This is a genomic window from Brachybacterium avium, from assembly GCF_002216795.1.
Classification (GTDB): Bacteria; Actinomycetota; Actinomycetes; order Actinomycetales; family Dermabacteraceae; genus Brachybacterium; species Brachybacterium avium.
This window is the reverse complement of sequence record NZ_CP022316.1, coordinates 1,741,923-1,762,176: the sequence shown is the minus strand read 5'-3', so window position 1 is coordinate 1,762,176 and position 20,254 is coordinate 1,741,923. Positions and strand designations below refer to the sequence as shown.

The window sequence follows — 20,254 nt, the reverse complement described above, 5'->3', positions numbered from 1 at the left end:
AATACTCCTGCCCTCGGCCCGCCTCGGGGGGCGGAGATGCTCACCTGCCGCACGATCCCGAAGCGATCGGTGACGGTGCCGCGGACATCGCCCCTCAGCGGGAACGTCACATCGGTGCCGCGGACACATGGCGCCATGCCGTCGGTGACGTCGGAGGCGCAGAGCTCGATGAGGTCCGAGGTCTCGAGCGAACCGTGCCTGATCGGGTCGGGAGGCCAGCGCAGGAGGATCGCGCCACATCCCTGGAACAGTACCCCCAGGGGGTATAGGCTCGACGTGTTCCATCACTCGCGAGGAGGAGGCAGGTATGAGCCACGAGCAGACTGTCAACGTTCCGCATGGCCACGACACGGCCGAAGGCGGCCATGACCACTCCGCACACTCCGGTCACGGCGATCATGTCGCGCAGTTCCGGCAGCTGTTCTGGATCATGCTCGTGCTGGCTATCCCGGTCGTCGCCCTGAACCCGATGATCGCGGGGCTCGTCGGCCTCCAGGTGCCGGAGACCGGATGGGTCCCCTGGATCGCCCCGGTGCTCGGCACCGTCCTGTACGTCTGGGGCGGCAGACCCTTCCTCACCGGAGGCGTCGCGGAGATCCGTTCCCGACAGCCCGGGATGATGCTGCTGATCGGACTCGCGATCACGGTCGCCTTCCTCGCCTCCTGGGGCTCGACCCTCGGCGTGCTCGATCCGCAGCTGAATTTCTGGTGGGAGCTCGCGCTCCTGATCGTGATCATGCTGCTGGGGCACTGGATCGAGATGCGCTCGCTGGCGCAGACCAGCTCAGCCCTGGACTCCCTCGCCGCGCTGCTGCCCGATGAGGCGGAGAGGCTGGAGGGCGACGAGGCCGTCACCGTCTCGCCGTCCGAGCTCGCCGTGGGCGACACCGTCCTCGTGCGCCCCGGCGCCTCCGTCCCGGCCGACGGAAGGATCGCCGACGGCGCCGCCAGCATGGACGAATCCATGATCACCGGGGAATCCTCGACCGTCCACCGGGAGGTGGGGGACCAGGTCGTCGCCGGTACCGTCGCCACCGACTCCGGGCTGCGCCTCGAGGTCACCGCCATCGGGGAGGACACCGCGCTCGCGGGCATCCGGAAGCTCGTCTCCGACGCCCAGGGGTCCAGCTCCCGTGCCCAGCGCCTCGCCGACACCGCCGCGGGCTGGCTGTTCTGGTTCGCACTCGGCGCCGCGATCCTCACCACACTGGTGTGGTTGCTGCTGGGCAGCCCCGACCAGGCCGTGATCAGGGCGATCACCGTGCTGGTCATCGCCTGCCCCCATGCCCTGGGTCTCGCCATCCCGCTGGTCGTCTCGATCGCGACCGAGCGCGCCGCGCGCGGCGGCGTGCTGGTCAAGGACCGCCTGGCGCTCGAGCAGATGCGCACCGTGGACACCGTCCTGTTCGACAAGACCGGCACCCTCACCAAGGGTGAACCGGCAGTGACCGGGATCGAGCCCGGCGCCGGTAGTACCGAGGAGGAGCTGCTCGTCCTCGCCGCCGCCGCGGAGGCTCCCAGCGAGCACCCGCTGGCACGTGCCATCGTGCGCGCCGCCGAGGAGCGAGATATCGTCTACCGCGCCGGAGAGGACTTCACCTCTTCGCCGGCGGTCGGAGTGCGCGCCGTCGTGGATGGTGCCGTCGTCGAAGTGGGTGGGCCGTACCTGCTCGAGCGGCACGAGGCCGCGGAGCTGCCCGGTGCGGAGGCGTGGCACGGGCAGGGCGCCACCATCCTCCATGTCCTCGCGGACGGCGAGGTCGTCGGCGCGCTGCGGCTCGTCGACGAGATCCGGCCCGAATCCCGCGACGCCGTGGACGCGCTGCACGCCCAGGAGGTGCAGGTCGTGATGATCACCGGGGATGCACAGGCCGTGGCCGAGTCCGTCGGGGGCGAGCTCGGCATCGACCGGGTGTTCGCCGGCGTGCGCCCGGAGGACAAGGCCGGGACGGTCGCCGAGCTCCAGCAGGAGGGACGCACGGTCGCGATGGTCGGCGACGGCGTCAACGACGCCCCGGCGCTCGCCCAGGCCGACGTCGGCCTCGCGATCGGCGCGGGGACCGATGTCGCGATCGGCTCCGCCGGGGTGGTGCTCGCCTCGTCCGACCCTCGCTCGGTGCTCTCCGTGCTCGAGCTCTCTCGTGCCGCCTATCGCAAGATGCGCCAGAACCTCTGGTGGGCCGCCGGGTACAACCTGTTGGCCGTGCCGCTCGCGGCGGGGGTGCTCGCTCCGATCGGCTTCGTGCTCCCGGTGAGCGTGGGGGCGCTGCTGATGTCCCTGTCGACGATCGTGGTGGCGCTGAACGCGCAGCTGCTGCGCCGACTGGATCTGCGGCCGCAGGCCAGCGGCGTCCGCATGCTCGGGCGGACGACCACGGACTGAGCCCGCGCCGTGCCACCCTGGGTGCTCAGGTCCCCAGCTGCATCGTGGTGAGACAGGTGGGGGCCTCGGAGCCGGTGGCCAGCGATGTCGAGGCGCTCGCGCCGTCGTGCGTGAGGGTCAGCGTGAACTGCTGGTCCCGGGGCAGCCAGAGGCCGAGGAAGCCGTTCGGCGCCGTGGTGAGCGTCTCGTCGAGCAGCACCTCCCCGGCGGACGTGGTCAGGTGGACCTCGAGGCTCTGCTCCTGCAGTTCGCCCAGGCATGTGGTGAGGCTGTGGAAGAAGCATTCGTGCGTGGCGTCCACGAACGGTGCGACCGAGACGTAGGCCTCCCCGTCCGGGAGGGGCAGCGAGGCCTCCCGGCCCGCGTCATCGGAGAGATCCACGCGGTCCGGCAGCACCGAGGCGAGGAGATCCGTCGGTCGCTCCGCGAGGGGCAGCGCCTCGAGCAGATCGATGATCTCCCGTGACTCGCGGCCGGCGAAGCCGTGCGCGCTCAGCAGCTCCTGCGCGGGAGCTGCCGGTGCAGCAGGCTTGCGGTCGGGGCCACAGCCCGCGAGGGCCAGGGGGGACAGTGCGAGACCGCCGAGCAGGGCGCGGCGCGGAATCGCGGGGGTGGGGCGGGGGATGAGCACGGCAGGGTCCTCCAGGCGCAGCGATCGGTCGGTCTCGACGGTACCGGGCACAGATGTGTGCGGGCCGGGAGGCATTACCCGGCGACCGTCACCTCGGTCGCGGCGGGCTCACCAGGCGTAGGCCTCCGGGGCCGGGCCGCCCGGGCCCGGGAAGATCTCATCCAGCGCGGCGAGATCGTCCTCGCTCAGTGCGACGTCCACCGCGCCGATCGCCGAGTCCAGCTGGTCGATCGTGCGGGGGCCGATGATCGGGCCGAGCACGCCGGGGCGGTGCAGCAGCCAGGCCAGTGCCGCCTGGCCGGGTGCCAGAGCGCGCTCTGCGCAGAAGGCCTCCCAGCGGTCCAGCTGGGCGGAACGGGCATCGGAGCCCGAGCCGCCACCGGAGTTCCGGCGTCGGACGCCCGTGCTCGAGCGGCCGCCGAGATTCCCTCCCGCGAGCGGGGACCAGGCGATCACGCCCATGCCGTAGTGCTCGGCGGCGGGCAGCACCTCGAGCTCGATATCGCGGGTCAGCAGGTTGTACAGCGACTGCTCGGAGACCAGCCCCAGGCTGTGCCGGGCGCGGGCGGTCTCGCTGGCCTGCGCCAGATGCCAGCCGGCGAAGTTGGAGGAGCCGACATAGCTGATCTTCCCCTGCGCGACCAGCAGATCCATCGCCTGCCAGATCTCCTCCCAGGGCGCGGAGCGGTCCACGTGGTGCATCTGGTAGAGGTCGATGTGGTCGGTCTGCAGGCGGCGCAGCGAGGCATCGACGGCGCGGCGGATGTTCAGCGCGGAGAGCCCGCGGTCGTTCTTGCCGGGCCCCATCTCGCCGAACACCTTGGTGGCGAGCACGATCTCCTCGCGCCGGCCGCGGGAGGCGAGCCAGCGGCCGATGATCTCCTCGGTCCAGCCGCGACGGTCCGTGCCGCCGTAGCCGTTGGCGGTGTCGAAGAAGGTCACGCCCGCGTCGAGGGCGCGATCCATGATTGCGAAGGCATCCTCCTCGGCGGTGTGCGGGCCGAAGTTCATCGTCCCGAGGACGAGCCGGGAGACGGTCGCACCGGTGCGTCCGAGCTGGGTGTACTGCATGGGGTGGGCTCCTCGTGCCGTGGCGACCCCGCGTCAGAGGAGCGGGGCCTGTCCTGGGAAAGCCTACGTCCGCCCTGGATCGACGTCGCCGAGCAGCTCGGCGTCCCCCGCGCGGGGCTCCCCCTGACCGTCTCGCGGCCGCCTCGGTATGCTCGGCGCAGGGTGCCCTCGGCACCCGGCCGGGATGAGCAGGGAGTGGGACGAGATGGCTGAGCAGCGCCCTGACCGGGCCGGCACCCGGGGCACGCCGACCCTCGGCCAGGTGGAGGCGCTCATCGCCGTGATCGACTACGGCTCCTTCACCGCCGCGGCCGATGTGCTGCAGATCTCCCAGCCCTCCCTCTCGCGGCGCATCCACACCCTCGAGTCGGCGTTGCGGACTCGCCTGTTCCTTCCCGTTGGCCGACGGATGGAGCTCACCGAGGCGGGGCGCGGCCTCGTGGCCGCCGGGCGCCGGGCGCTGGCGGAGATGGGGTCCATCGAAGCGATGGCCGGTGCCGCGCAGGCGCTGACCACGGGATCGCTGCGCGTGACCGGGCTGCCCTCGCTCGTGGCCACCGCGCTCCCCGCACAGCTGGGGATCTTCCATCGCGCGCATCCCGGGGTCAGGGTGGAGGTCTCCACCGTCGACGGCGCGGAGGAGCTGGTCGAGGCGCTTCGCGTGGGCCGTGCGGATGCCGCGCTCGGAGTCATCGACCAGGTGCCCGAGGACCTCGCGGCGCTGGCGCTGCCCGCTCAGGAGTTCGCCGCCGTGCTGTCGCGTCGTGTGCGCGAGAGAGGAGCCCTCGGGCCGCTGTCGGCCCAGGACGTGGCCGGCAGGACGCTGGTCACCCTGCCCCGCGGCACCTCGATCCGTCACCACACCGACGCCGTCCTGCACGAGCTCGGCAGCGCACCCCCGCAGAGGATCACCACCACCCAGCGCGACAGCCTGGTCGCGCTCGCGGTCGCGGTCGACGGCCTCACCATCGTGCCCGAGGTGCTCGCGCGAACGGCCCCTGCCTTCGACGGGCTGCTGGTGCCGCTGCGCACCCCGGTGCGACGTGCCATCGGCATCATCCATCGGCCCGACGCCTTCCCGAATCCCGCCCTGCACGAGTTCCTCGCCCTCGTGGACACCGCCTCGACACGCTGACCTGCGCAGACGACCTCTTCCATAGGCGGTGCGCATGGCTCCCGGTCCGAGCGCTATTGGAACGCAGCGCCTCGCTCGTGGTGGTCTGACCCGTGGGCCAGGATCGACGAGCTGCAGCCAGGAGGAGCGGACATGGAGCATGCCCCGACGAGCCGTCGCCCGCTGCGCAGGGCACCGGTGCACCGCGCTCACCGCGAGAGGCGGGCGCTGGTGCACCGACGGGGCCGGATCGCCGCGATCCTCGCCGTGGCGGCCGTCATGGTCGTGACCGGCGGCATCGCCGGCACCCTGGCCCACCTGCGGGGCAACCTCACCACCGCTCCGCTGCGCGCCGCGACCGAGCATGCCCCCCGGGAGAGCGGCGGAGCGATGGACATCCTGCTGCTGGGCTCGGACAGCCGCGACCTGGCGGGGAGCTCTTTCGGTACGGGCGATGGATCCCGACGCAGTGACGCGATGGTGCTCGCCCACCTCTCCGGGGACGATGATCGGATCGATGCCGTGCAATTGCCCCGGGACACCCTCATGGATCTGCCCCGGTGCGAGGACACCGGGGACGGAGCGTTCCCCGGCGGACCGGGGATGCTCAACTCGGCCCTGAACTTCGGACCGGCGTGCTCGGTGAGCGCGGTCGAGGAGCTGACCGGCGTGAGGATCGACCATTTCGTGGAGCTCGACTTCGAGGGCTTCATCGCGATCGTGGAGGCGCTGGACGGAGTGGCCGTCTGCCTCCCCGAGGCGCTCCGGGACCCGTACGCGGATCTCGACCTGCCGGCCGGCGAGCAGGTGGTGGACGGGAAGGACGCACTCGCGCTCGCCCGCACCCGCCATGCCGTGGGCGACGGCAGCGACATCGCGCGCCTGGGGCATCAGCAGATGGTGATGTCGGCCGTGGTGCAGGAGGCGACCAGCTCGCGCATCGTCTCCCGCCCTGACCGCCTCTATCCCTTCCTGGACGCCGCCACGTCCTCGCTCACCGTCGACTCGGGTCTGAGCAGGGTCTCGGACCTGGCAGGTCTGGGCGCCCGAGTCTCCCGGGTGGCTCCGGAGGACATCACGTTCGTGACCATGCCGTGGGAGCCGGCACCCACGGATCGCAACCGGGTGGTGCCGTCGGCGGAGGCGGGGGCGGTCTTCGAGGCTCTCGCGGACGACGTACCGGTCCTGGCCGACCCCGGGGGCGCCGAGCCGGAGGAGGACACCGGGCACGGGGCGCCCGAGTCGTCCCCGGAGGCGACCGCCCCCGCCCCGCCGTCGCTGGATGCGACGGTCAGGACGGCGGATACCGACCTCTGCACGGGCTGACCCGGGGGACGGTTCACGCCGCACCCCGCGCCCGCAGCATGAAATGGACGACCGCGCCGCCCAGCAGGTACACCGGGGAGGGACCTCCGGCCCAGGGGGCCGGAGATCCCCGACGTACGCTGGAGCAACAGCAGCGTCCGGCAGGCAGTGGACGCTCTCGCCATCATCGAAGGGAACACCTCATGGCACGCACGATCGTCGTCACCGGATCCGCCTCAGGGATCGGGAAGGCCACCGCCGAACTCCTGGAGGCCGGGGTTGACCGGGTGCTCCGCGTCGACCTGCGCGAGGGCGATGTGATCGGAGACCTCTCCGATCCGGCGCAGATCGAGCGGGTCGCCGCCGAGATCGCCGAGCGCACCGGCGGGGTGCTGGACGGCCTGGTCGCCAACGCAGGGGTCTCCGCCAACTCCGAGCTGTCCGTGAAGATCAACTACCTCGGCACCGTTCAGCTGATCGAGGCGCTGCGCCCGCAGCTCGCCGCGGCCGAGGCCCCGCGAGTGAGCGTGACCACCTCCGCCGCGACCCTGCAGGGCAATGACCCCGAGCTCGTGGACCTGCTCCTGGCCGGAGACGCCGAGGCGGCGATCGCCCGAGGCGCCGCGCTGGCCGCGCAGGGCCCGGAGGCCGGGTACGCGAACTACTCCAGCTCCAAGCGGGCGATCTCCCGCTGGATCCGCCGCGCGGCCCCGAGCGCCGAGTACGCGGGCGCCGGCATCGGCCTGAACGGTGTGGGCCCCGGCCAGGTGCGCACCGGGATGACCACGGAGCTCTTCGCGAGCGAGGAGGGCCGCAAGATGGCCGACGACGCGATGCCCGCCCCCTACAACGGGGTCGCCGAAGCGGCGCACGTCGCAGCCGTCCACGCCTTCCTGGTCTCGGAGGCGAACGCCCGCATGACCGGTCAGGTGCTCTTCGTCGACGGCGGCTTCGACGCCCTGCGCCGCGGGGACGACATCTGGCAGAGCGTCTGAGCGGAGCCTGATCAGGCGCCGGAGGCCTGCCGGTCGACGCCACCGGAGAACTGACCTCTGTGAGGGATCGGGGCGCCCTAGGAGCGTTCAGACCTCACCGGGGTCAGTCTTGTGGTGGCGGGGCATGACGGTGATCGAGGATGACGGGGCGTCGCGGCTCAGTGGCCCTCGCCGAGATTGCCCGAAAGTCGCTCGAGCCGCTGGAGGCTCGCCCCGTCGAGGCCGATGATGCGCACCTCCTTGCCGCGGGCGGCGTACTTGGACTGCACGGCGTCGAGGGTGGCGACCGTGGAGGCGTCCCAGACGTCGGCGGCGGTGAGGTCGATGATCACGGTCCCGGGGTCACCGGCGTAGTCGAACTGGTAGACCAGATCGTTGCTGGAGGCCCAGAAGAGCTGGCCCGTCACGGCGTAGCGACGGATGTCGATGATGCCGTCGTCGTCCACGTCGGTCTCCCAGACCTTCTCGATCCCGACCAGATGGGCGACCCGTCGGGCGAACAGGACCATCGCGGTGAGGACGCCGAGGACCACGCCGATGGCGAGGTTGGAGGTGATCACGGTGGCGACGACGGTCACCAGCATGACGGCGGTCTCGGACCAGGGCATCAGGCGCAGGGTGGAGGGGCGGATGCTGTGCCAGTCGAAGGTGCCGACGGAGACCATGATCATCACCGCGACCAGGGCCGCCATCGGGATCGGGCCCACGGTGTCGCCGAGCGCGACGACCAGGATCAGCAGGAAGACGCCGGCCAGGAAGGTGGACAGGCGGGTGCGGGACCCCGACTGCTTCACGTTGATCATGGTCTGGCCGATCATGGCGCAGCCGCCCATGCCGCCGAAGAACCCGGTGACCAGGTTCGCGATGCCCTGGCCCCAGGTCTCGCGGGTCTTGTCGGAGTGGGTGTCGGTGATGTCGTCGACCAGCTTCGCCGTCATCAGGGACTCCATGATCCCCACCAGCGCCATCGCCAGCGCGTAGGGGGCGATGATCTGGAGCGTCTCGAGCGTCAGCGGGACGTCCGGGAAGAACAGCTCCGGCAGCGAGTCGGGCAGCTCGCCCTGATCGGAGACGTTCGGCATCGTCCACCCGGCGGCGACGACGGCGAGCGTGATCAGGACGATCGCGATCAGCGGGGCCGGGACCGCAGTGGTCACGCGCGGCAGGAGCACCATGATCGCGATGCCCACCGCGACCAGCGGGTAGACGATGAAGGGAATGTCCTCACCGATGAGGTGGGGCAGCTGGGCGACGAAGATGAGGATCGCCAGCGCGTTGACGAAGCCGGTCATCACGCTGCGCGGGATGAAGCGCATCAGCTTCGCCACCCCGAGCAGGGCGAGCACGATCTGCAGCAGCCCGGCCAGGAGCACGGTCGCGACGAGGTAGTCCATGCCGTGCTCGCGGGCCACCGGGGCGATGACCAGGGCGACGGCCCCGGTCGCGGCGGAGATCATCGCCGGACGACCGCCGACCACCGCGATCGTCACCGCCATGGTGAAGGAGGCGAACAGGCCCACCTGCGGCGGGACCCCGGCGATGATCGAGAAGGAGATCGCCTCGGGGATCAGGGCGAGGGCGACCACCAGGCCGCCGAGGATCTCGGTCTTCAGCCGACGGGGGCTGCGCAGGACGCTGCGCACGGTGGCGGGCTGCTGCTGGGAGTGCTGGGGGGAGCTGTCGACCGGCGCAGGGGCGGAGGAGGTCACGGATCGTCCTGACGTCGAGGAAGGGCGGTGGCCGACCGGCATGGAAGGTGTGCGCGGGGGCCACATGAAGCGAACCTCACGTTACGTGAGGGTCGGGCTCCCGGTGGGCGACTCGTGATCCAGCTCGCATGCCCGGATCAGCCCGTCCGTCCGCCGTCCTCGTCCCGAGGGCCCGCGGAGGTCAGCGAGCGCAGACGGGCGAGGAACTCATCGGCCATGGCGACCTTCCGCTCCAGCGCGGTGCGACGTTCGATCGCGATCGCCTCGAGCTCGCGCAGCTTCTCCTGGGCCTCCGTCGGCGGATCCGGTTGGGAGACGTCGTGGGTGATGTCGAGCAGCTCGCGCATCTGCTCGAGGGTGAAGTCCAGGGGCTTCATGCGGCGGATCAGCAGGATCCGTTCGATGTCCTGCTCCGAGTAGAGGCGGAAACCGCCCTCGCTCCGCTGGAACGGGCGGACGAGCCCGATCTCGTCATAGTGCCGCAGCGTCCGCAGGCTGAGCTCGGTGCGGTCGGCGACCGCACCGATGTGCCACAGCCTGCGTCCCTCGCCCGTCTCGTCCATGGCGCCAGTGTGCCTCACCCTGGCCGCGGGCCCCGAGACGATCAGTCGCCGTGCGGGATGCCGGGATGGCCCTCCTCGCCCCGATGGCGCTCGATGAACGGCAGCAGGCTGGAGCCGTCGCCCATCGAGTCCTCCCCGATCACCCCGAGGGAACCGTCCTGATGCAGCACCACCGCCTGGACGCCCGCCAGGGAGCCGTGCCCGGACTGACGAGCCGCGGTATGGACGTCGACCTCGGTGAGCCGGTGCTTGCGCAGCGCCCGGTGCTGCAGCTGACCGGCGTAGTAGAGCAGGACGGGGGGCGAGTCCAGGAGCCGGCGCATGAACCGCCATCGGGCGCGGGCGATCGCCAGGACCCACTGCACGACCACCAGCAGCACCAGTGCCACGACCGCCTGCGCGAGGCTCACCTTCTCCGCGGTGACCACGCGGCCGAACACCGAGCCGAGGCTCACCGCGATCACGAAGTCCAGCGGGGTCATCTTCGCCATCGTGCGCGGCCCCGTCCCCCGCAGCAGGATGACCAGGGTCAGATAGCCGACGATGCCGATCAGCAGGGTGTGCCAGATGGGGGCCCAGCCGGTCCAGAAGTAGCTCAGATCCATGCCGTCAGCCTGGCACGCGCGCGCTCGGGGACCGAATCGGGATGCGGCGATGAGTGCGCACCGGCGCCTCATGGCAACAGCCGAACCATGCTTGTCCTGGTCAGGCCGACAGCGCATAGTGGAGCGATGAGCCAGACGCAGACGCAGACTCCGGGCCCGACGATCCAGCCGATCCCCGAGGGCCTCGCCGAACGGGCCGCCCTCCTCGGCGGTCCCGAGGGGGTGCTCAGCGACGAGCAGATCGCCGGCTTCGTCGCCGAGCAGCTCGCCGGGCAGGACATGGACGGCAAGAGCGTCTGCCTGATCATCCCCGACGGCACCCGCTCGGTGCCGCTGCCCAAGGTGCTGCCCGCGGTCCACGAGGCGCTCGCCGGCAGGGCATCTTCGGTCACCGTGCTGATCGCACTCGGCACCCACGCCGCGATGAGCGAGAGCGCGATCGACACCCTGCTCGGCACCACGGAGAAGGGTGCTGCGGCGACCTACCCCGAGTGGACCGTTCTCAACCACGCCTGGGACGACCCGGACCAGATCGCCGACCTCGGCGAGATCCCCGCCGAGCAGATCGCCGAGCTCACCGGCGGGCTGCTGACCGACATCCCCATGCGCGTGCAGATCAACCGGCTCGTCGTCGAATCCGACGTCAACCTGATCGTCGGCCCCGTGTTCCCGCACGAGGTGGTCGGCTTCTCCGGCGGCAACAAGTACTTCTTCCCCGGCTGCTCGGTGCATGACGTCATCGACGTCTCCCACTGGGTGGGCGCGCTGATCACCGCCAGCCGCATCATCGGCACCCTCGGCATCACCCCCGTGCGCCAGCTGATCGATGCTGCGAGCGACCTCATCGACGCCGAGAAGCTCGCCTTCACCATGGATGTCCTCTCCGGAGGCGAGGAGCTGAACGCGATCGCCTTCGGCGACCCGCAGGCCGCCTGGGCGGCGATGGCGAAGATCTCCGCACAGACCCACATCACCTACGTCGACAAGCCGTTCCAGCGGATCGTCGCGCTGGTGCCGGAGATGTACGACGACATGTGGACCGGGGCGAAGGGCTTCTACAAGTCCGAGCCCGTCTGCGCCGACGGCGGCGACGTGATCATCTACGCCCCCCACATCACCGAGGTCGCCGCGATGCACCCCGGGATCCGCGACATCGGCTACCACAACATCGAGTACTTCACCAAGCAGTGGGACCGGTTCAAGGACCACGCCTGGGGCGAGCTCGCCCACTCCACGCATGTCACCGGGCTGGGCACCTACGACCCCGAGACGGGGGAGGAGAAGCAGCGCGTGAACCGCTATTTCGCCACCTCGATCTCGAAGCAGGAGTGCGAGGAGTACAACGTCCACTACATGGATCCCACCTCGCTCGACCTCGAGGCGCTGCGCAACGATCCCGACACCCTCGTCATCGACCACGCCGGCGAGGTGCTCTTCCGCCTCGCCGCGGAGCGGAGCTCCCTGTGACCACCACCGATAACCGCCTCATCCCCTTGCGACCCGGCGCCGAGCCGTCGGCCCCGACCTCGCTGTTCTCGCCCGGCCACCCCGGCTTCACCGTCACCGAGATGACTCCGCAGGCGCTCACGGGCGAGGCGCTCGCGCTGGCCGATGCGGTCTCTGCCCAGCTCCAGGGCGTGGGCCGGCTCGGCGTCGCCTTCTCCGGCGGCGTGGACTCCGCGACTCTGCTCGCGCTCGCGGTGCGGGCGCTCGGGGCCGAGAACGTCGTCGCCCTGCTCGGCGTCTCCCCGTCCCTGGCCCGCCGGGAGCGGCGCCTGGCCCACCAGGTCGCGGCCGTGATCGGCGCCGAGGTGGTCGAGGTGCCCACCCATGAGGGGGAGAACCCCGACTACCAGAAGAACGACGGCACTCGGTGCTTCCACTGCAAGGACGAGCTGTTCACCCGGATCGGCGATGACGTCGTCGGCGCGCAGCAGCTGGACGCGGTCGCCTACGGCGAGAACGCCGACGACGCCGCCCGCCACGACCGCCCCGGCGCCGGCGCGGCCACCCGCCATCGGGTGCTGCGCCCGCTCTCCCTCGTCGGGATGACCAAGCAGCAGGTCAGATCCGTTGCGCGCGGCTTCTCGCTGCCGGTGGCGGATAAGCCCGCCGCACCCTGCCTCGCCTCCCGGATCCCCTTCGGCCAGCAGGTCACGCCCGAGAAGCTGCGCCAGATCGACGATCTCGAGGACGCCGTCTACGAGCAGGGCTTCAGCGACTGCCGGGTGCGCCACCACGGCGCCGTCGGCCGCATCGAGCTGCCCACCGACGAGCTCGCGCGCGCCATGGAGCCGGAGGTCCGCACGGCCCTGGTCGCCGCGGGGAAGGAGACCGGGTTCCAGCACGTCACGATCGATCTCGACGGGATCCGCTCGGGGCTGTTCTCGCTGCAGATCGTGGGCACGAGCGGCCGGGCGCATGGCTGAGCCGGGTTCGGCCGACGGGAGGATCGAGGGCTTCCTCGACCTCGACCTCGATCGTGCCCGCCGCCGCGGCGCCCCCGAGGCCGTGCTCTGCGACGCCAAGACCGTCCCGCAGGTCGCCGCGATCGCCGCGGAGTACGCCCGGCTGTGCGCCGAGGGCCGGACCGACCTCGGCCCGGTCCTGTTCACGCGGGCCGACGCCGCCCGCGCCGAGGCGATCCTGAACGCGCTGCCCGAGGCGCTCCACGCCGCCGACGCCCGCCTGCTCGCCTGGCCGCCCGCACCCCCGGAGCCGACGGGAGGGCTGGTCATCGTCGCCTGCGCCGGCACCAGCGACCTACCGGCGGCCCGCGAGGCCGAGCTCACCGCCCGCTACCTCGGCCGGCCCGCACGGCTGATCGCGGATATCGGCATCGCCGGGCTGCACCGCCTCCAGTCCCGCCTGCCCGAGCTGCGGGAGGCGGCCTGCGTGGTGGTCGCCGCCGGGATGGACGGAGCCCTGCCCACCGTCGTCGCCGGCCAGATCAGCGCTCCCGTCGTCGCCTTGCCCACCTCCGTCGGCTACGGGGTCGCGGCGGGCGGTGTCACCGCAGCGCTCACCATGCTCTCCGCCTGCGCGCCCGGCATCGGCGTGGTCAACATCGACAACGGCTACGGCGCCGGCCATCTCGCCGCGCAGATCACCCGCTGGGCACCGACGGCGAAGGAGTAGCCGGCCCGCCTCGATCCCGCCCGTCGTGCACGGTCGCTCCGCTGGCAGATGGACGGTTGCCGCTGGTTGCCCTGCATCGTTGTAGGATGCCGGCTGGAGATCCGGACGCATCCCGCCCTGCCTTCCCTCGGCCGGGGCCGCCCCGGAGACAGCGCCGACACCGGCGAGGACGGAGCCGCAGGATGACCCAGAAGCGCGTGACGATCTACGACGTGGCCAAGGCCGCCGGCGTCGCCCCGTCGACAGTCTCCCGCGCCTTCTCCCGCCCCGGACGGGTCAGCGCGGCGACGCACGCCACGGTGATGGATGCCGCCAAGGCGCTGGACTACCGCACCACCGCCCCCGCGGCCCAGGAGCGCGGGGAACGCCACCACCGCCTCGGCATCGAGGTCCCCGACCTCACCAACCCCTATTTCGCCGAGCTCGTCTCCGGCATGCAGGAGGCCGCGCACGAACAGGGCTTCCTGCTGCTCCTGCTGGACACCGTCGAGGACGAGGCCCGGGAGCGCTCCAGCCTGGAGAGCGCCATCAACGTCGTCGACGGGATCGTGCTGGCCGGCACCCGCCTCTCCGACGCCACCCTGAACCACCTCACCAAACGCATCCCGGTGGTGGTCCTGAACCGTCGCGTCGCGGGCCTGGACTCGGTGACCCCGGATTTCGAGAACGGGATGGGCCAGGCGCTCGAGCACCTCGCCGGGAACGGCATCCGCACCGTCACCTACGTCGCCGGCCCGGTCAACTCGTGGTCCGACGGGGAGCGCTGGCGCGCGGCCCGCGTCGCCGCCCGGCAGCACGGCCTGCAGGTCCAGCGGCACGGCCCCTTCGCCCCCACCACCGCGGGCGGCGAAGAGGCCTTCGAGGAGCTGCGCGACTCCCTCCCGCACGCCGTGGTCTGCTACAACGACCTGGTCGCCTTCGGCTTCCTGATCTCCGCGCTGCGTGCCGGGATCCGGGTGCCGGGGGAGCTGTCGGTGATGGGGCACGACGACATCCAGCTCTCACGACTGGTCGGCGGGGGGCTGACCACCGTGGTCAGCCCCAAGCGGGCCCAGGGCCGGGCCGCCGTCGAGCGCCTGGTGCGCCGGATCGAGAACCCCTCCGCGCACCGCAGCCCGGTCGAGGGCACGCTGCCGGTGCGGCTGGTCCCGCGCGGCACCACGGGCCTCCGGGACCCCGGCAGCTGAGCCACCCCGCACCCGGCGCCGACCTCCGGCACCGGCAACCGGTGACAACGACCGGCGGGGGCGGCCCGGCCTTGCGAGGATGGCCGCATGAGCAACGACGCCTTCGTCCCGCATCCCGATCGACTCCTGCCCGCGGACCCGGCCGTGCGCGACATCGCCCGCGACCTGTACACGCTGGCGAAGGACCAGCCGATCGTCTCGCCCCACGGGCATGTCGACCCCCGACTGCTGCTCGAGGACGAGCCCTTCCGCGACCCGACCTCGCTGTTCATCACCCCCGACCACTACGTCAACCGCCTGATGCATGCCCGAGGCGTGGACCTCGCGGAGCTGGGCGTGGGCCAGGGACCCTTGGACGAGAAGGCCTCCCGCCGGGCCTGGCACCTGCTGGCCGAGCACTGGCACGCCTACGCCGGCACCCCGTCCCGCTACTGGATGGAGCACGAGTTCGCCGAGGTCTTCGGCCTCGAGACCGTCCTGAACCCGCGAACGGCCGATGCGATGTACGACGCGCTCGCCGAGAAGCTCGCCCAGCCCGAGTTCCGCCCCCGCGCCCTGTTCGACCAGTTCAAGATCGAGGTCATGGCGACGACCGATGACCCGGTCGACGATCTCGCGCCCCATGACGCGCTCGCCGCGGACGAGTCCTTCGGCGGCCGCGTGATCCCGACCTTCCGTCCGGACAAGTACCTCGAGGCCGGCCGCCCCGACTTCTCTGCGCTCACCGATGCTCTCGGCGAGGCCGCCGGGATCGACACCGGCACCTACGACGGCTACCACGAGGCCATGCGCGCCCGCCGCCTCTACTTCCGCGATCACGGCGCCGTCTCCTCCGACCACGCGCACATCGACCCGGGCACCGCCCGTCTCAGCGACGAGGACGCCCGCCGGCTCTACACCGCCGCCCGCGACGGTGCGATCGGGGCCGACGAGGCCGTGGCCCTGCGCCGCCACCTGCTGGCCGACCAGGCACGCTTGGCCGCCGAGGACGGCCTGGTCATGACCATCCACCCGGCCGTCGACCGGAATCACAGCGATGCTGTCTTCAAGAAGTTCGGCCCCGACGTCGGCTTCGACATCCCGGTCGCGGTGGACTACGTCCACCACCTCCGCCCGATGCTCAACGATGTCGGCCATCACCCGAACTTCCGCACCGTGCTGTTCACGATCGACGAGACGGTGCTCTCGCGCGAGATCGCGCCGCTGGCCGGTGTGTACCCCTCGGTGTACGCCGGTGCACCCTGGTGGTTCATCGACGCCCCCGATGCGATCCTCCGCTACCGCCGTGCGGTCTCCGAGACCATCGGCTACAGCCGGACCAGCGGTTTCATCGACGACACGCGCGCCTTCTGCTCCATCCCGGCGCGGCACGACATGTCCCGACGCCTGGACGCCTCGCACCTCGCTGGGCTGGTCGCCGAGCACCGGATGCGTCTCGAGGACGCGCAGGAGCTCGTGGTCACCCTGCCCGATCAGCAGCCGCGCGAGGTCTTCCGCCTCGGCGCTGCAGGAGAGAAGAACTCATGAGCACCCCCAGCCCCTCGGACGTAGGCCGTCTGGTCCACCTCGGCATCGGCAACTTCGCCCGCTCCCACACTCTGTACAACACCGAGGTGGCCGGCGGCTGGTCCGTGGTGGCCTTCACCGGCCGCTCCGCCGCGATGGCCGATGCGCTGAACGCCCAGGGCGGCAAGTACGGCCTGATCGTCCGCGGCCCGGAGCAGGACGAGGTCAGCCTCGTCGACGTCATCGACGAGGTGTTCCCCGCCTCCGACATCGACGCCCTGGTGCGCCTGCTCGCCGACCCCTTCACCGCCGTGGTCACCCTGACCATCACCGAGAAGGGCTACGCCGCCGGCAGCGACCCCGCGGTCTCCGCCCCCGCCCGCATCGCGCTCGGGCTGAAGGCCCGCCGCGAGGCCGGGGTCACCGAACCGATCGCGCTGGTCTCCTGCGACAACCTCACCGGCAACGGCGAGGTGCTGCGCCAGGCCGTCCTCGCCGAGCTCGACGAGGAGACCACCGCCTGGTCTGCGGACCACGTCGACGTCATCTCCTCCATGGTCGACCGGATCACCCCGTCTGCGGACGATGAGGCCGGTGACATCGTCCTGGCACGGACCGGGCTCGCCGACACCGTCCCGGTGGTCACCGAGCCCTTCTCCGAGTGGGTCGTGGAGGACCGCTTCCGCGGCCGCCGCCCCGAGTGGGAGAAGGCCGGCGTGCAGTTCACCGACGACATCGAGGTGCACGAGCTGCGCAAGCTGCGCCTGCTCAACGGTGCGCACACCCTGATGGCCTACGCCGGCCAGGTCGCCGGCGTCCAGCGCGTGGACGAGGCCATCTCGCACCGTGAGGTGCGCGCTTTGGTCGAGCAGCTGTGGGCCGAGGCCCGTTCGACTCTGCCGCTGCCGGATCATGAGCTCGATGCCTACACCTCCGCCCTCGAGGAGCGGTTCCGCAACCCGCGCCTCGCGGACAACCTGATCCGCATCGCGGCCGACGGCTCCGTGAAGCTGCCCGTGCGTGCCCTGCCCGTGATCGCCGAGCGCGGCGGTCCGGACAAGGCTCCCGGCGAGGTCGCGGCCATCGCCGCCTGGACCGTCTGGGTCACCGACCGGGTGCGCGGCGGGAACGAGGTCCAGGATCCGAAGGCGGCCGAGATCGCGACCGCTGCGGCGATCGAGGACGCGACCGAGCGGGTCACCGCACTGCTGGCACTGATCAATGTGCCCGCCGGCGACCCCCTGGTCGCTGCGGTCGTCGCCGAGGAGACGCGCCTGCCGCGTCCCTGAGGCCGTCCATGGTGCCGGAGGCGGGGCTACCGGACTTTGCCCCTGACGCACGAGCTCGAGGGCGGGGGAGGCACCGCGGGCAGGCCCCGTCCCGAGAAGACCGCAGGGCAGACCTGCGACTTGGGCGAGTCAGGTGGCTCAGGTGTTCGACGCTGCTGAAGTGCGAGCACTCTAATCTGAGCGTATCGTCTTCGGTCGCAGAAACATCTCTGTCCCCGTCATGATCGCCGCTGTTGAGCACTGAGGGATGCCGAGGAGGACCGCGTAGTAGGCGAGCTCGCCCCACCAGCTGCGCCCAAAGGCCGGGCTATCTCCTGAAAGCAGGAAGATGACCGAGATGGTCACGGCAACGGTAGCGGTGATCCATGAGGAGAGCACCGGTCGGTGGGTGAGTTTTGTCGTGATGGCGAACAGCGCCGATGTGGCCACAGCGAGGCATGCCCCCAACACCGCGTTCGGCCAGAAGCCGATGAAAAGTAGTGGAGTTCCGGCAACGATCGATCCGTAGACTGCCCATGTCGTCAGGGTTGAGACGGCGAGAAGTGCGAAGTAGTGACGCAGAATCGAGGTCATGTTTGGCTAAGTGCGTACTCATCAAGATCGCAGAGAACCTCTACGAGGCACATGAACCCTTCGTTCGAGCGTCGTGACATCGTTGTCCATTCCTGACTCCCACCCGCGATGTCACGTCGGGCGTAGGACTCATGGGCTGGGACTGGCCTCCTCCAGCCGATCGACTCAACCGGTCCAGAGGTTCGGTATATGCGAACCTGTTCGTCGTAGCGAATGGAGCCAGCAGTGCAGAACGGATTCGGAACGTCGTGGGAGATCCGAAACTCTGCGAGATTGGAAGAAGCTCCGGGGTTCACCAGTTTGATTCCGGAGGGCGATGCGTGGCGCGTCTCTGCCAGTTTTCCATTCACGTATTTCTTGGAAGGGGCCATCCCGAACTTTGAATGAATTTTGTTGGCGTCCGGGTTCTGCCAATTCACGGTAACGCAGGCGAGTGTTTTAGCTGCTGAGATGAGTCTTTTCTGCATTGAATTCCTCTCATCGGCCCCCGTCGGCGTGTGGGAATTGAGCGTAACAGGGCTGGGGTATCGAGAGCCCGGGTAAGTCCTCAGGCCAGGTCGGCGAGCTTCTCGAAGCGCTCGAGGCGCTCGCGGTAGTAGCCCTGATGGGCGGCGACAGGCTCGACATGGGTGAGCACCGGCGCCTCGGCGACGGGGACGCCCGGAGCCGCCTGCTCGAGGGCCAGCACGGCGGCGCCGCGCATGGTCGAGCGGGAGACCGCGACATGGTCGATCGGCATGCCGAGCGCATCGGAGAGCAGGTGCAGCCAGCCGGGGACCGCGCCCGTCATGCCGCCCGAGAGCACGATCCGCTCCGGCTCGCCGCCGGCCTCACGCAGCTGATCGGCGATCCGCAGGAACGACAGGGCCACGCCCTCCATCGCTCCGCGCAGCATGTCTTCCCAGGTGGTGGAGGCACCGACGTTCGCGAACAGGGCCCGCGAGCTGCCCCGCCACTTGGTGCCGCGCTCCCCGGAGAAGAAGGGGACGACCAGCGGGGTGGCGGCGGAGACCGGGGCAGAGAAGAGGGCGGTGGTGTCCGTCTTCGCGACGTCGAAGGGCATCGCCAGCTCGTTGCGGCACCAGTCCAGCACGCGCCCGCAGTCGCTCATCGCGGAGCCGACGAGGGTGCGCTGCTGGTCCACGCGGTAGGCCCATAGCCCGCTGGGCAGGGTGGGGATCTCGGTGGAGAGCAGCTGCCGGATCGCCCCGGAGGTGGCGGTGGAGATGCCCCAGGTGTCCGCGCCGAGCGCACCGATGCCGAGGTTCGCGGCCAGGCCGTCGCCGATCACCGGCACCCACACGGCGTCCTTCAGCTGGGGGAACTCCGCGGCCAGCGGGGTGCCCTCGACGGGCAGGGCGTCGGAGGGATCCAGCGCCGGGCCCATCGCGGAGACGTCCACCCCGACGGCCTCGAGCAGCTCGGGCACGTACTGCCCGGTGCGGCGGTCGATCATGCCGGACCAGGCGGCCGAGGCGGTCCCCAGCGCCGGGGTGCCCAGCAGCTTGGAGGCCACGTACTCGCCGAGGGCCATGAAGCGTTCGGTGCGTGCGAAGACCTCGGGTCGGGTCTCGCGCAGCCATGCCAGGCGCGGCGCGGTGTAGGAGGAGTGCAGGCGGGCGCCGGTGCGCTCGTGGAGCTCGTCGACGTCGAGGTCCGTCCGAAGGCGATCCACCTGAGCCTGGCAGCGGGTGTCCGCGTAGGTGATGCAGGGGGTCAGCGCATCCCCCGCCGCGTCGACCGCGACCAGCGAGGAGGCGAAGGTGTCGACGCCGATCGCGCGCACCTGCCCGGGCAGCGGGGAGCCGGTCAGCACCGCGCCCAGCGAGGTGCGGATCTCCTCGACGACCTGATCGGCGTCGAGGGTGCTGGTGCCGTCGTCGTCGACGGTGAACGAGTGGGCCTCCTTGTGATGGAGTGAGCCGAACTCGCGGCCGGAGACGTCGTAGACCGCGGTGCGGGTGCCGCCGGAGCCGATGTCGATCCCGACCACGAGCGGTCCCTGTGCATCCTCGGCCGGGACGTGGAATCGGGGCATGGGAGGTCTCCTGCACGTGTCGGGGCACCTGCGCCGGCATGGCGTCGACACAGGTCTTCCGGCCAGCATACGAGGCGGGCAGAGCGCCGTCAGGGGCCTCGCCACGGGTTGCCACGGGTGCGGGACCGGTGCCGTCCCGCCCCGCGC

At 70.9% G+C, this 20,254-nt stretch carries 17 protein-coding genes; 10 read left to right on the top strand and 7 right to left on the bottom strand.

Annotated features, from left to right (window positions below; all coding sequences use genetic code 11):
* Positions 1-307 precede the first annotated feature (307 nt).
* On the top strand, positions 308-2,383 hold the full coding sequence (locus tag CFK39_RS07945; RefSeq protein ID WP_089065020.1) for a heavy metal translocating P-type ATPase: 2,076 nt from the start codon (positions 308-310) through the stop codon (positions 2,381-2,383).
* Between the two features lie 25 nt (positions 2,384-2,408).
* On the opposite strand, the gene CFK39_RS07940 is transcribed toward CFK39_RS07945, so the two are convergent.
* Together CFK39_RS07940 and CFK39_RS07935 are read right to left on the bottom strand one after the other, a co-directional pair.
* Positions 2,409-3,014, bottom strand: a complete 606-nt coding sequence (locus tag CFK39_RS07940; RefSeq protein WP_089065019.1) for a CueP family metal-binding protein — start codon at positions 3,012-3,014, stop codon at positions 2,409-2,411.
* A 108-nt stretch (positions 3,015-3,122) separates the two neighbouring features.
* The gene (locus CFK39_RS07935; RefSeq protein WP_089065018.1) at positions 3,123-4,085 is read right to left on the bottom strand and encodes an aldo/keto reductase; all 963 of its coding nucleotides are present in this window, start codon (positions 4,083-4,085) and stop codon (positions 3,123-3,125) included.
* Positions 4,086-4,290: 205 nt separating this feature from the next.
* Here CFK39_RS07935 and CFK39_RS07930 point away from each other — a divergent pair, with 205 nt between their 5' ends.
* The 3 genes from CFK39_RS07930 to CFK39_RS07920 all read left to right on the top strand — a co-directional run bounded on the left by CFK39_RS07930 (position 4,291) and on the right by CFK39_RS07920 (position 7,499).
* Entirely contained in the window at positions 4,291-5,220 is a 930-nt protein-coding gene (locus tag CFK39_RS07930; RefSeq protein ID WP_089065017.1) for a LysR family transcriptional regulator, read from the top strand.
* Positions 5,221-5,352: 132 nt separating this feature from the next.
* Positions 5,353-6,525 carry an LCP family protein gene (locus CFK39_RS07925; RefSeq protein ID WP_245822360.1) on the top strand — a complete coding sequence of 391 codons (1,173 nt, stop codon included), beginning with the start codon at positions 5,353-5,355 and terminating at the stop codon, positions 6,523-6,525.
* A 182-nt stretch (positions 6,526-6,707) separates the two neighbouring features.
* On the top strand, positions 6,708-7,499 hold the full coding sequence (locus CFK39_RS07920; RefSeq protein WP_089065016.1) for an SDR family oxidoreductase: 792 nt from the start codon (positions 6,708-6,710) through the stop codon (positions 7,497-7,499).
* Positions 7,500-7,657: 158 nt separating this feature from the next.
* On the opposite strand, the gene CFK39_RS07915 is transcribed toward CFK39_RS07920, so the two are convergent.
* The 3 genes from CFK39_RS07915 to CFK39_RS07905 all read right to left on the bottom strand — a co-directional run bounded on the left by CFK39_RS07915 (position 7,658) and on the right by CFK39_RS07905 (position 10,376).
* Complete coding sequence (locus tag CFK39_RS07915) at positions 7,658-9,250, bottom strand: SulP family inorganic anion transporter (protein WP_089065015.1); 1,593 nt, start codon at positions 9,248-9,250, stop codon at positions 7,658-7,660.
* A gap of 95 nt (positions 9,251-9,345) precedes the next feature.
* Positions 9,346-9,771, bottom strand: a complete 426-nt coding sequence (locus tag CFK39_RS07910) for a MerR family transcriptional regulator (RefSeq protein WP_089065014.1) — start codon at positions 9,769-9,771, stop codon at positions 9,346-9,348.
* A gap of 41 nt (positions 9,772-9,812) precedes the next feature.
* Positions 9,813-10,376, bottom strand: a complete 564-nt coding sequence (locus tag CFK39_RS07905; RefSeq protein ID WP_089065013.1) for a DUF421 domain-containing protein — start codon at positions 10,374-10,376, stop codon at positions 9,813-9,815.
* Positions 10,377-10,502: 126 nt separating this feature from the next.
* On the opposite strand from CFK39_RS07905, the gene CFK39_RS07900 reads away from it, so the two are divergent.
* The 6 genes from CFK39_RS07900 (at position 10,503) to CFK39_RS07875 (ending at position 17,496) form a co-directional block, all read left to right on the top strand.
* Positions 10,503-11,843, top strand: a complete 1,341-nt coding sequence (locus CFK39_RS07900) for a lactate racemase domain-containing protein (protein ID WP_089065012.1) — start codon at positions 10,503-10,505, stop codon at positions 11,841-11,843.
* A 101-nt stretch (positions 11,844-11,944) separates the two neighbouring features.
* Positions 11,945-12,805, top strand: a complete 861-nt coding sequence (gene larE / locus CFK39_RS07895; RefSeq protein WP_172805698.1) for an ATP-dependent sacrificial sulfur transferase LarE — start codon at positions 11,945-11,947, stop codon at positions 12,803-12,805.
* Entirely contained in the window at positions 12,798-13,514 is a 717-nt protein-coding gene (gene larB / locus CFK39_RS07890; protein WP_089065010.1) for a nickel pincer cofactor biosynthesis protein LarB, read from the top strand. The genes larE and larB overlap by 8 nt, the downstream gene beginning before the upstream one ends.
* A 182-nt stretch (positions 13,515-13,696) precedes the next feature.
* On the top strand, positions 13,697-14,701 hold the full coding sequence (locus CFK39_RS07885) for a LacI family DNA-binding transcriptional regulator (RefSeq protein ID WP_089065009.1): 1,005 nt from the start codon (positions 13,697-13,699) through the stop codon (positions 14,699-14,701).
* Between the two features lie 87 nt (positions 14,702-14,788).
* Positions 14,789-16,228 carry a glucuronate isomerase gene (gene uxaC / locus CFK39_RS07880; RefSeq protein ID WP_089065008.1) on the top strand — a complete coding sequence of 480 codons (1,440 nt, stop codon included), beginning with the start codon at positions 14,789-14,791 and terminating at the stop codon, positions 16,226-16,228.
* A complete protein-coding gene (locus tag CFK39_RS07875) occupies positions 16,225-17,496 on the top strand; it encodes a mannitol dehydrogenase family protein (RefSeq protein WP_089065007.1) in 1,272 nt (423 codons plus the stop codon). Before uxaC ends, CFK39_RS07875 begins: the two co-directional genes overlap by 4 nt.
* A gap of 171 nt (positions 17,497-17,667) precedes the next feature.
* On the opposite strand, the gene CFK39_RS07870 is transcribed toward CFK39_RS07875, so the two are convergent.
* Together CFK39_RS07870 and CFK39_RS07865 are read right to left on the bottom strand one after the other, a co-directional pair.
* A complete protein-coding gene (locus CFK39_RS07870; RefSeq protein ID WP_089065006.1) occupies positions 17,668-18,069 on the bottom strand; it encodes a hypothetical protein in 402 nt (133 codons plus the stop codon).
* Positions 18,070-18,616: 547 nt separating this feature from the next.
* Positions 18,617-20,107, bottom strand: coding sequence for a gluconokinase (locus tag CFK39_RS07865; RefSeq protein ID WP_089065005.1), 1,491 nt, complete (start codon positions 20,105-20,107; stop codon positions 18,617-18,619).
* Positions 20,108-20,254: the final 147 nt, after the last annotated feature.

Excerpts from the sequence above, each read along its gene's own strand:
- CFK39_RS07925 (WP_245822360.1), top strand. The coding sequence starts at position 5,353 with ATGGAGCATGCCCCGACGAGCCGTCGCCCGCTGCGCAGGGCACCGGTG.
- CFK39_RS07945 (WP_089065020.1), top strand. The coding sequence starts at position 308 with ATGAGCCACGAGCAGACTGTCAACGTTCCGCATGGCCACGACACGGCC.
- CFK39_RS07865 (WP_089065005.1), bottom strand. The coding sequence starts at position 20,107 with ATGCCCCGATTCCACGTCCCGGCCGAGGATGCACAGGGACCGCTCGTG.
- larB (WP_089065010.1), top strand. The coding sequence starts at position 12,798 with ATGGCTGAGCCGGGTTCGGCCGACGGGAGGATCGAGGGCTTCCTCGAC.
- CFK39_RS07905 (WP_089065013.1), bottom strand. The coding sequence starts at position 10,376 with ATGGATCTGAGCTACTTCTGGACCGGCTGGGCCCCCATCTGGCACACC.
- CFK39_RS07935 (WP_089065018.1), bottom strand. The coding sequence starts at position 4,085 with ATGCAGTACACCCAGCTCGGACGCACCGGTGCGACCGTCTCCCGGCTC.
- CFK39_RS07915 (WP_089065015.1), bottom strand. The coding sequence starts at position 9,250 with ATGCCGGTCGGCCACCGCCCTTCCTCGACGTCAGGACGATCCGTGACC.
- larE (WP_172805698.1), top strand. The coding sequence starts at position 11,945 with ATGACTCCGCAGGCGCTCACGGGCGAGGCGCTCGCGCTGGCCGATGCG.
- CFK39_RS07930 (WP_089065017.1), top strand. The coding sequence starts at position 4,291 with ATGGCTGAGCAGCGCCCTGACCGGGCCGGCACCCGGGGCACGCCGACC.
- CFK39_RS07875 (WP_089065007.1), top strand. The coding sequence starts at position 16,225 with ATGAGCACCCCCAGCCCCTCGGACGTAGGCCGTCTGGTCCACCTCGGC.
- CFK39_RS07910 (WP_089065014.1), bottom strand. The coding sequence starts at position 9,771 with ATGGACGAGACGGGCGAGGGACGCAGGCTGTGGCACATCGGTGCGGTC.
- CFK39_RS07900 (WP_089065012.1), top strand. The coding sequence starts at position 10,503 with ATGAGCCAGACGCAGACGCAGACTCCGGGCCCGACGATCCAGCCGATC.
- CFK39_RS07870 (WP_089065006.1), bottom strand. The coding sequence starts at position 18,069 with ATGACCTCGATTCTGCGTCACTACTTCGCACTTCTCGCCGTCTCAACC.
- CFK39_RS07920 (WP_089065016.1), top strand. The coding sequence starts at position 6,708 with ATGGCACGCACGATCGTCGTCACCGGATCCGCCTCAGGGATCGGGAAG.
- uxaC (WP_089065008.1), top strand. The coding sequence starts at position 14,789 with ATGAGCAACGACGCCTTCGTCCCGCATCCCGATCGACTCCTGCCCGCG.
- CFK39_RS07885 (WP_089065009.1), top strand. The coding sequence starts at position 13,697 with ATGACCCAGAAGCGCGTGACGATCTACGACGTGGCCAAGGCCGCCGGC.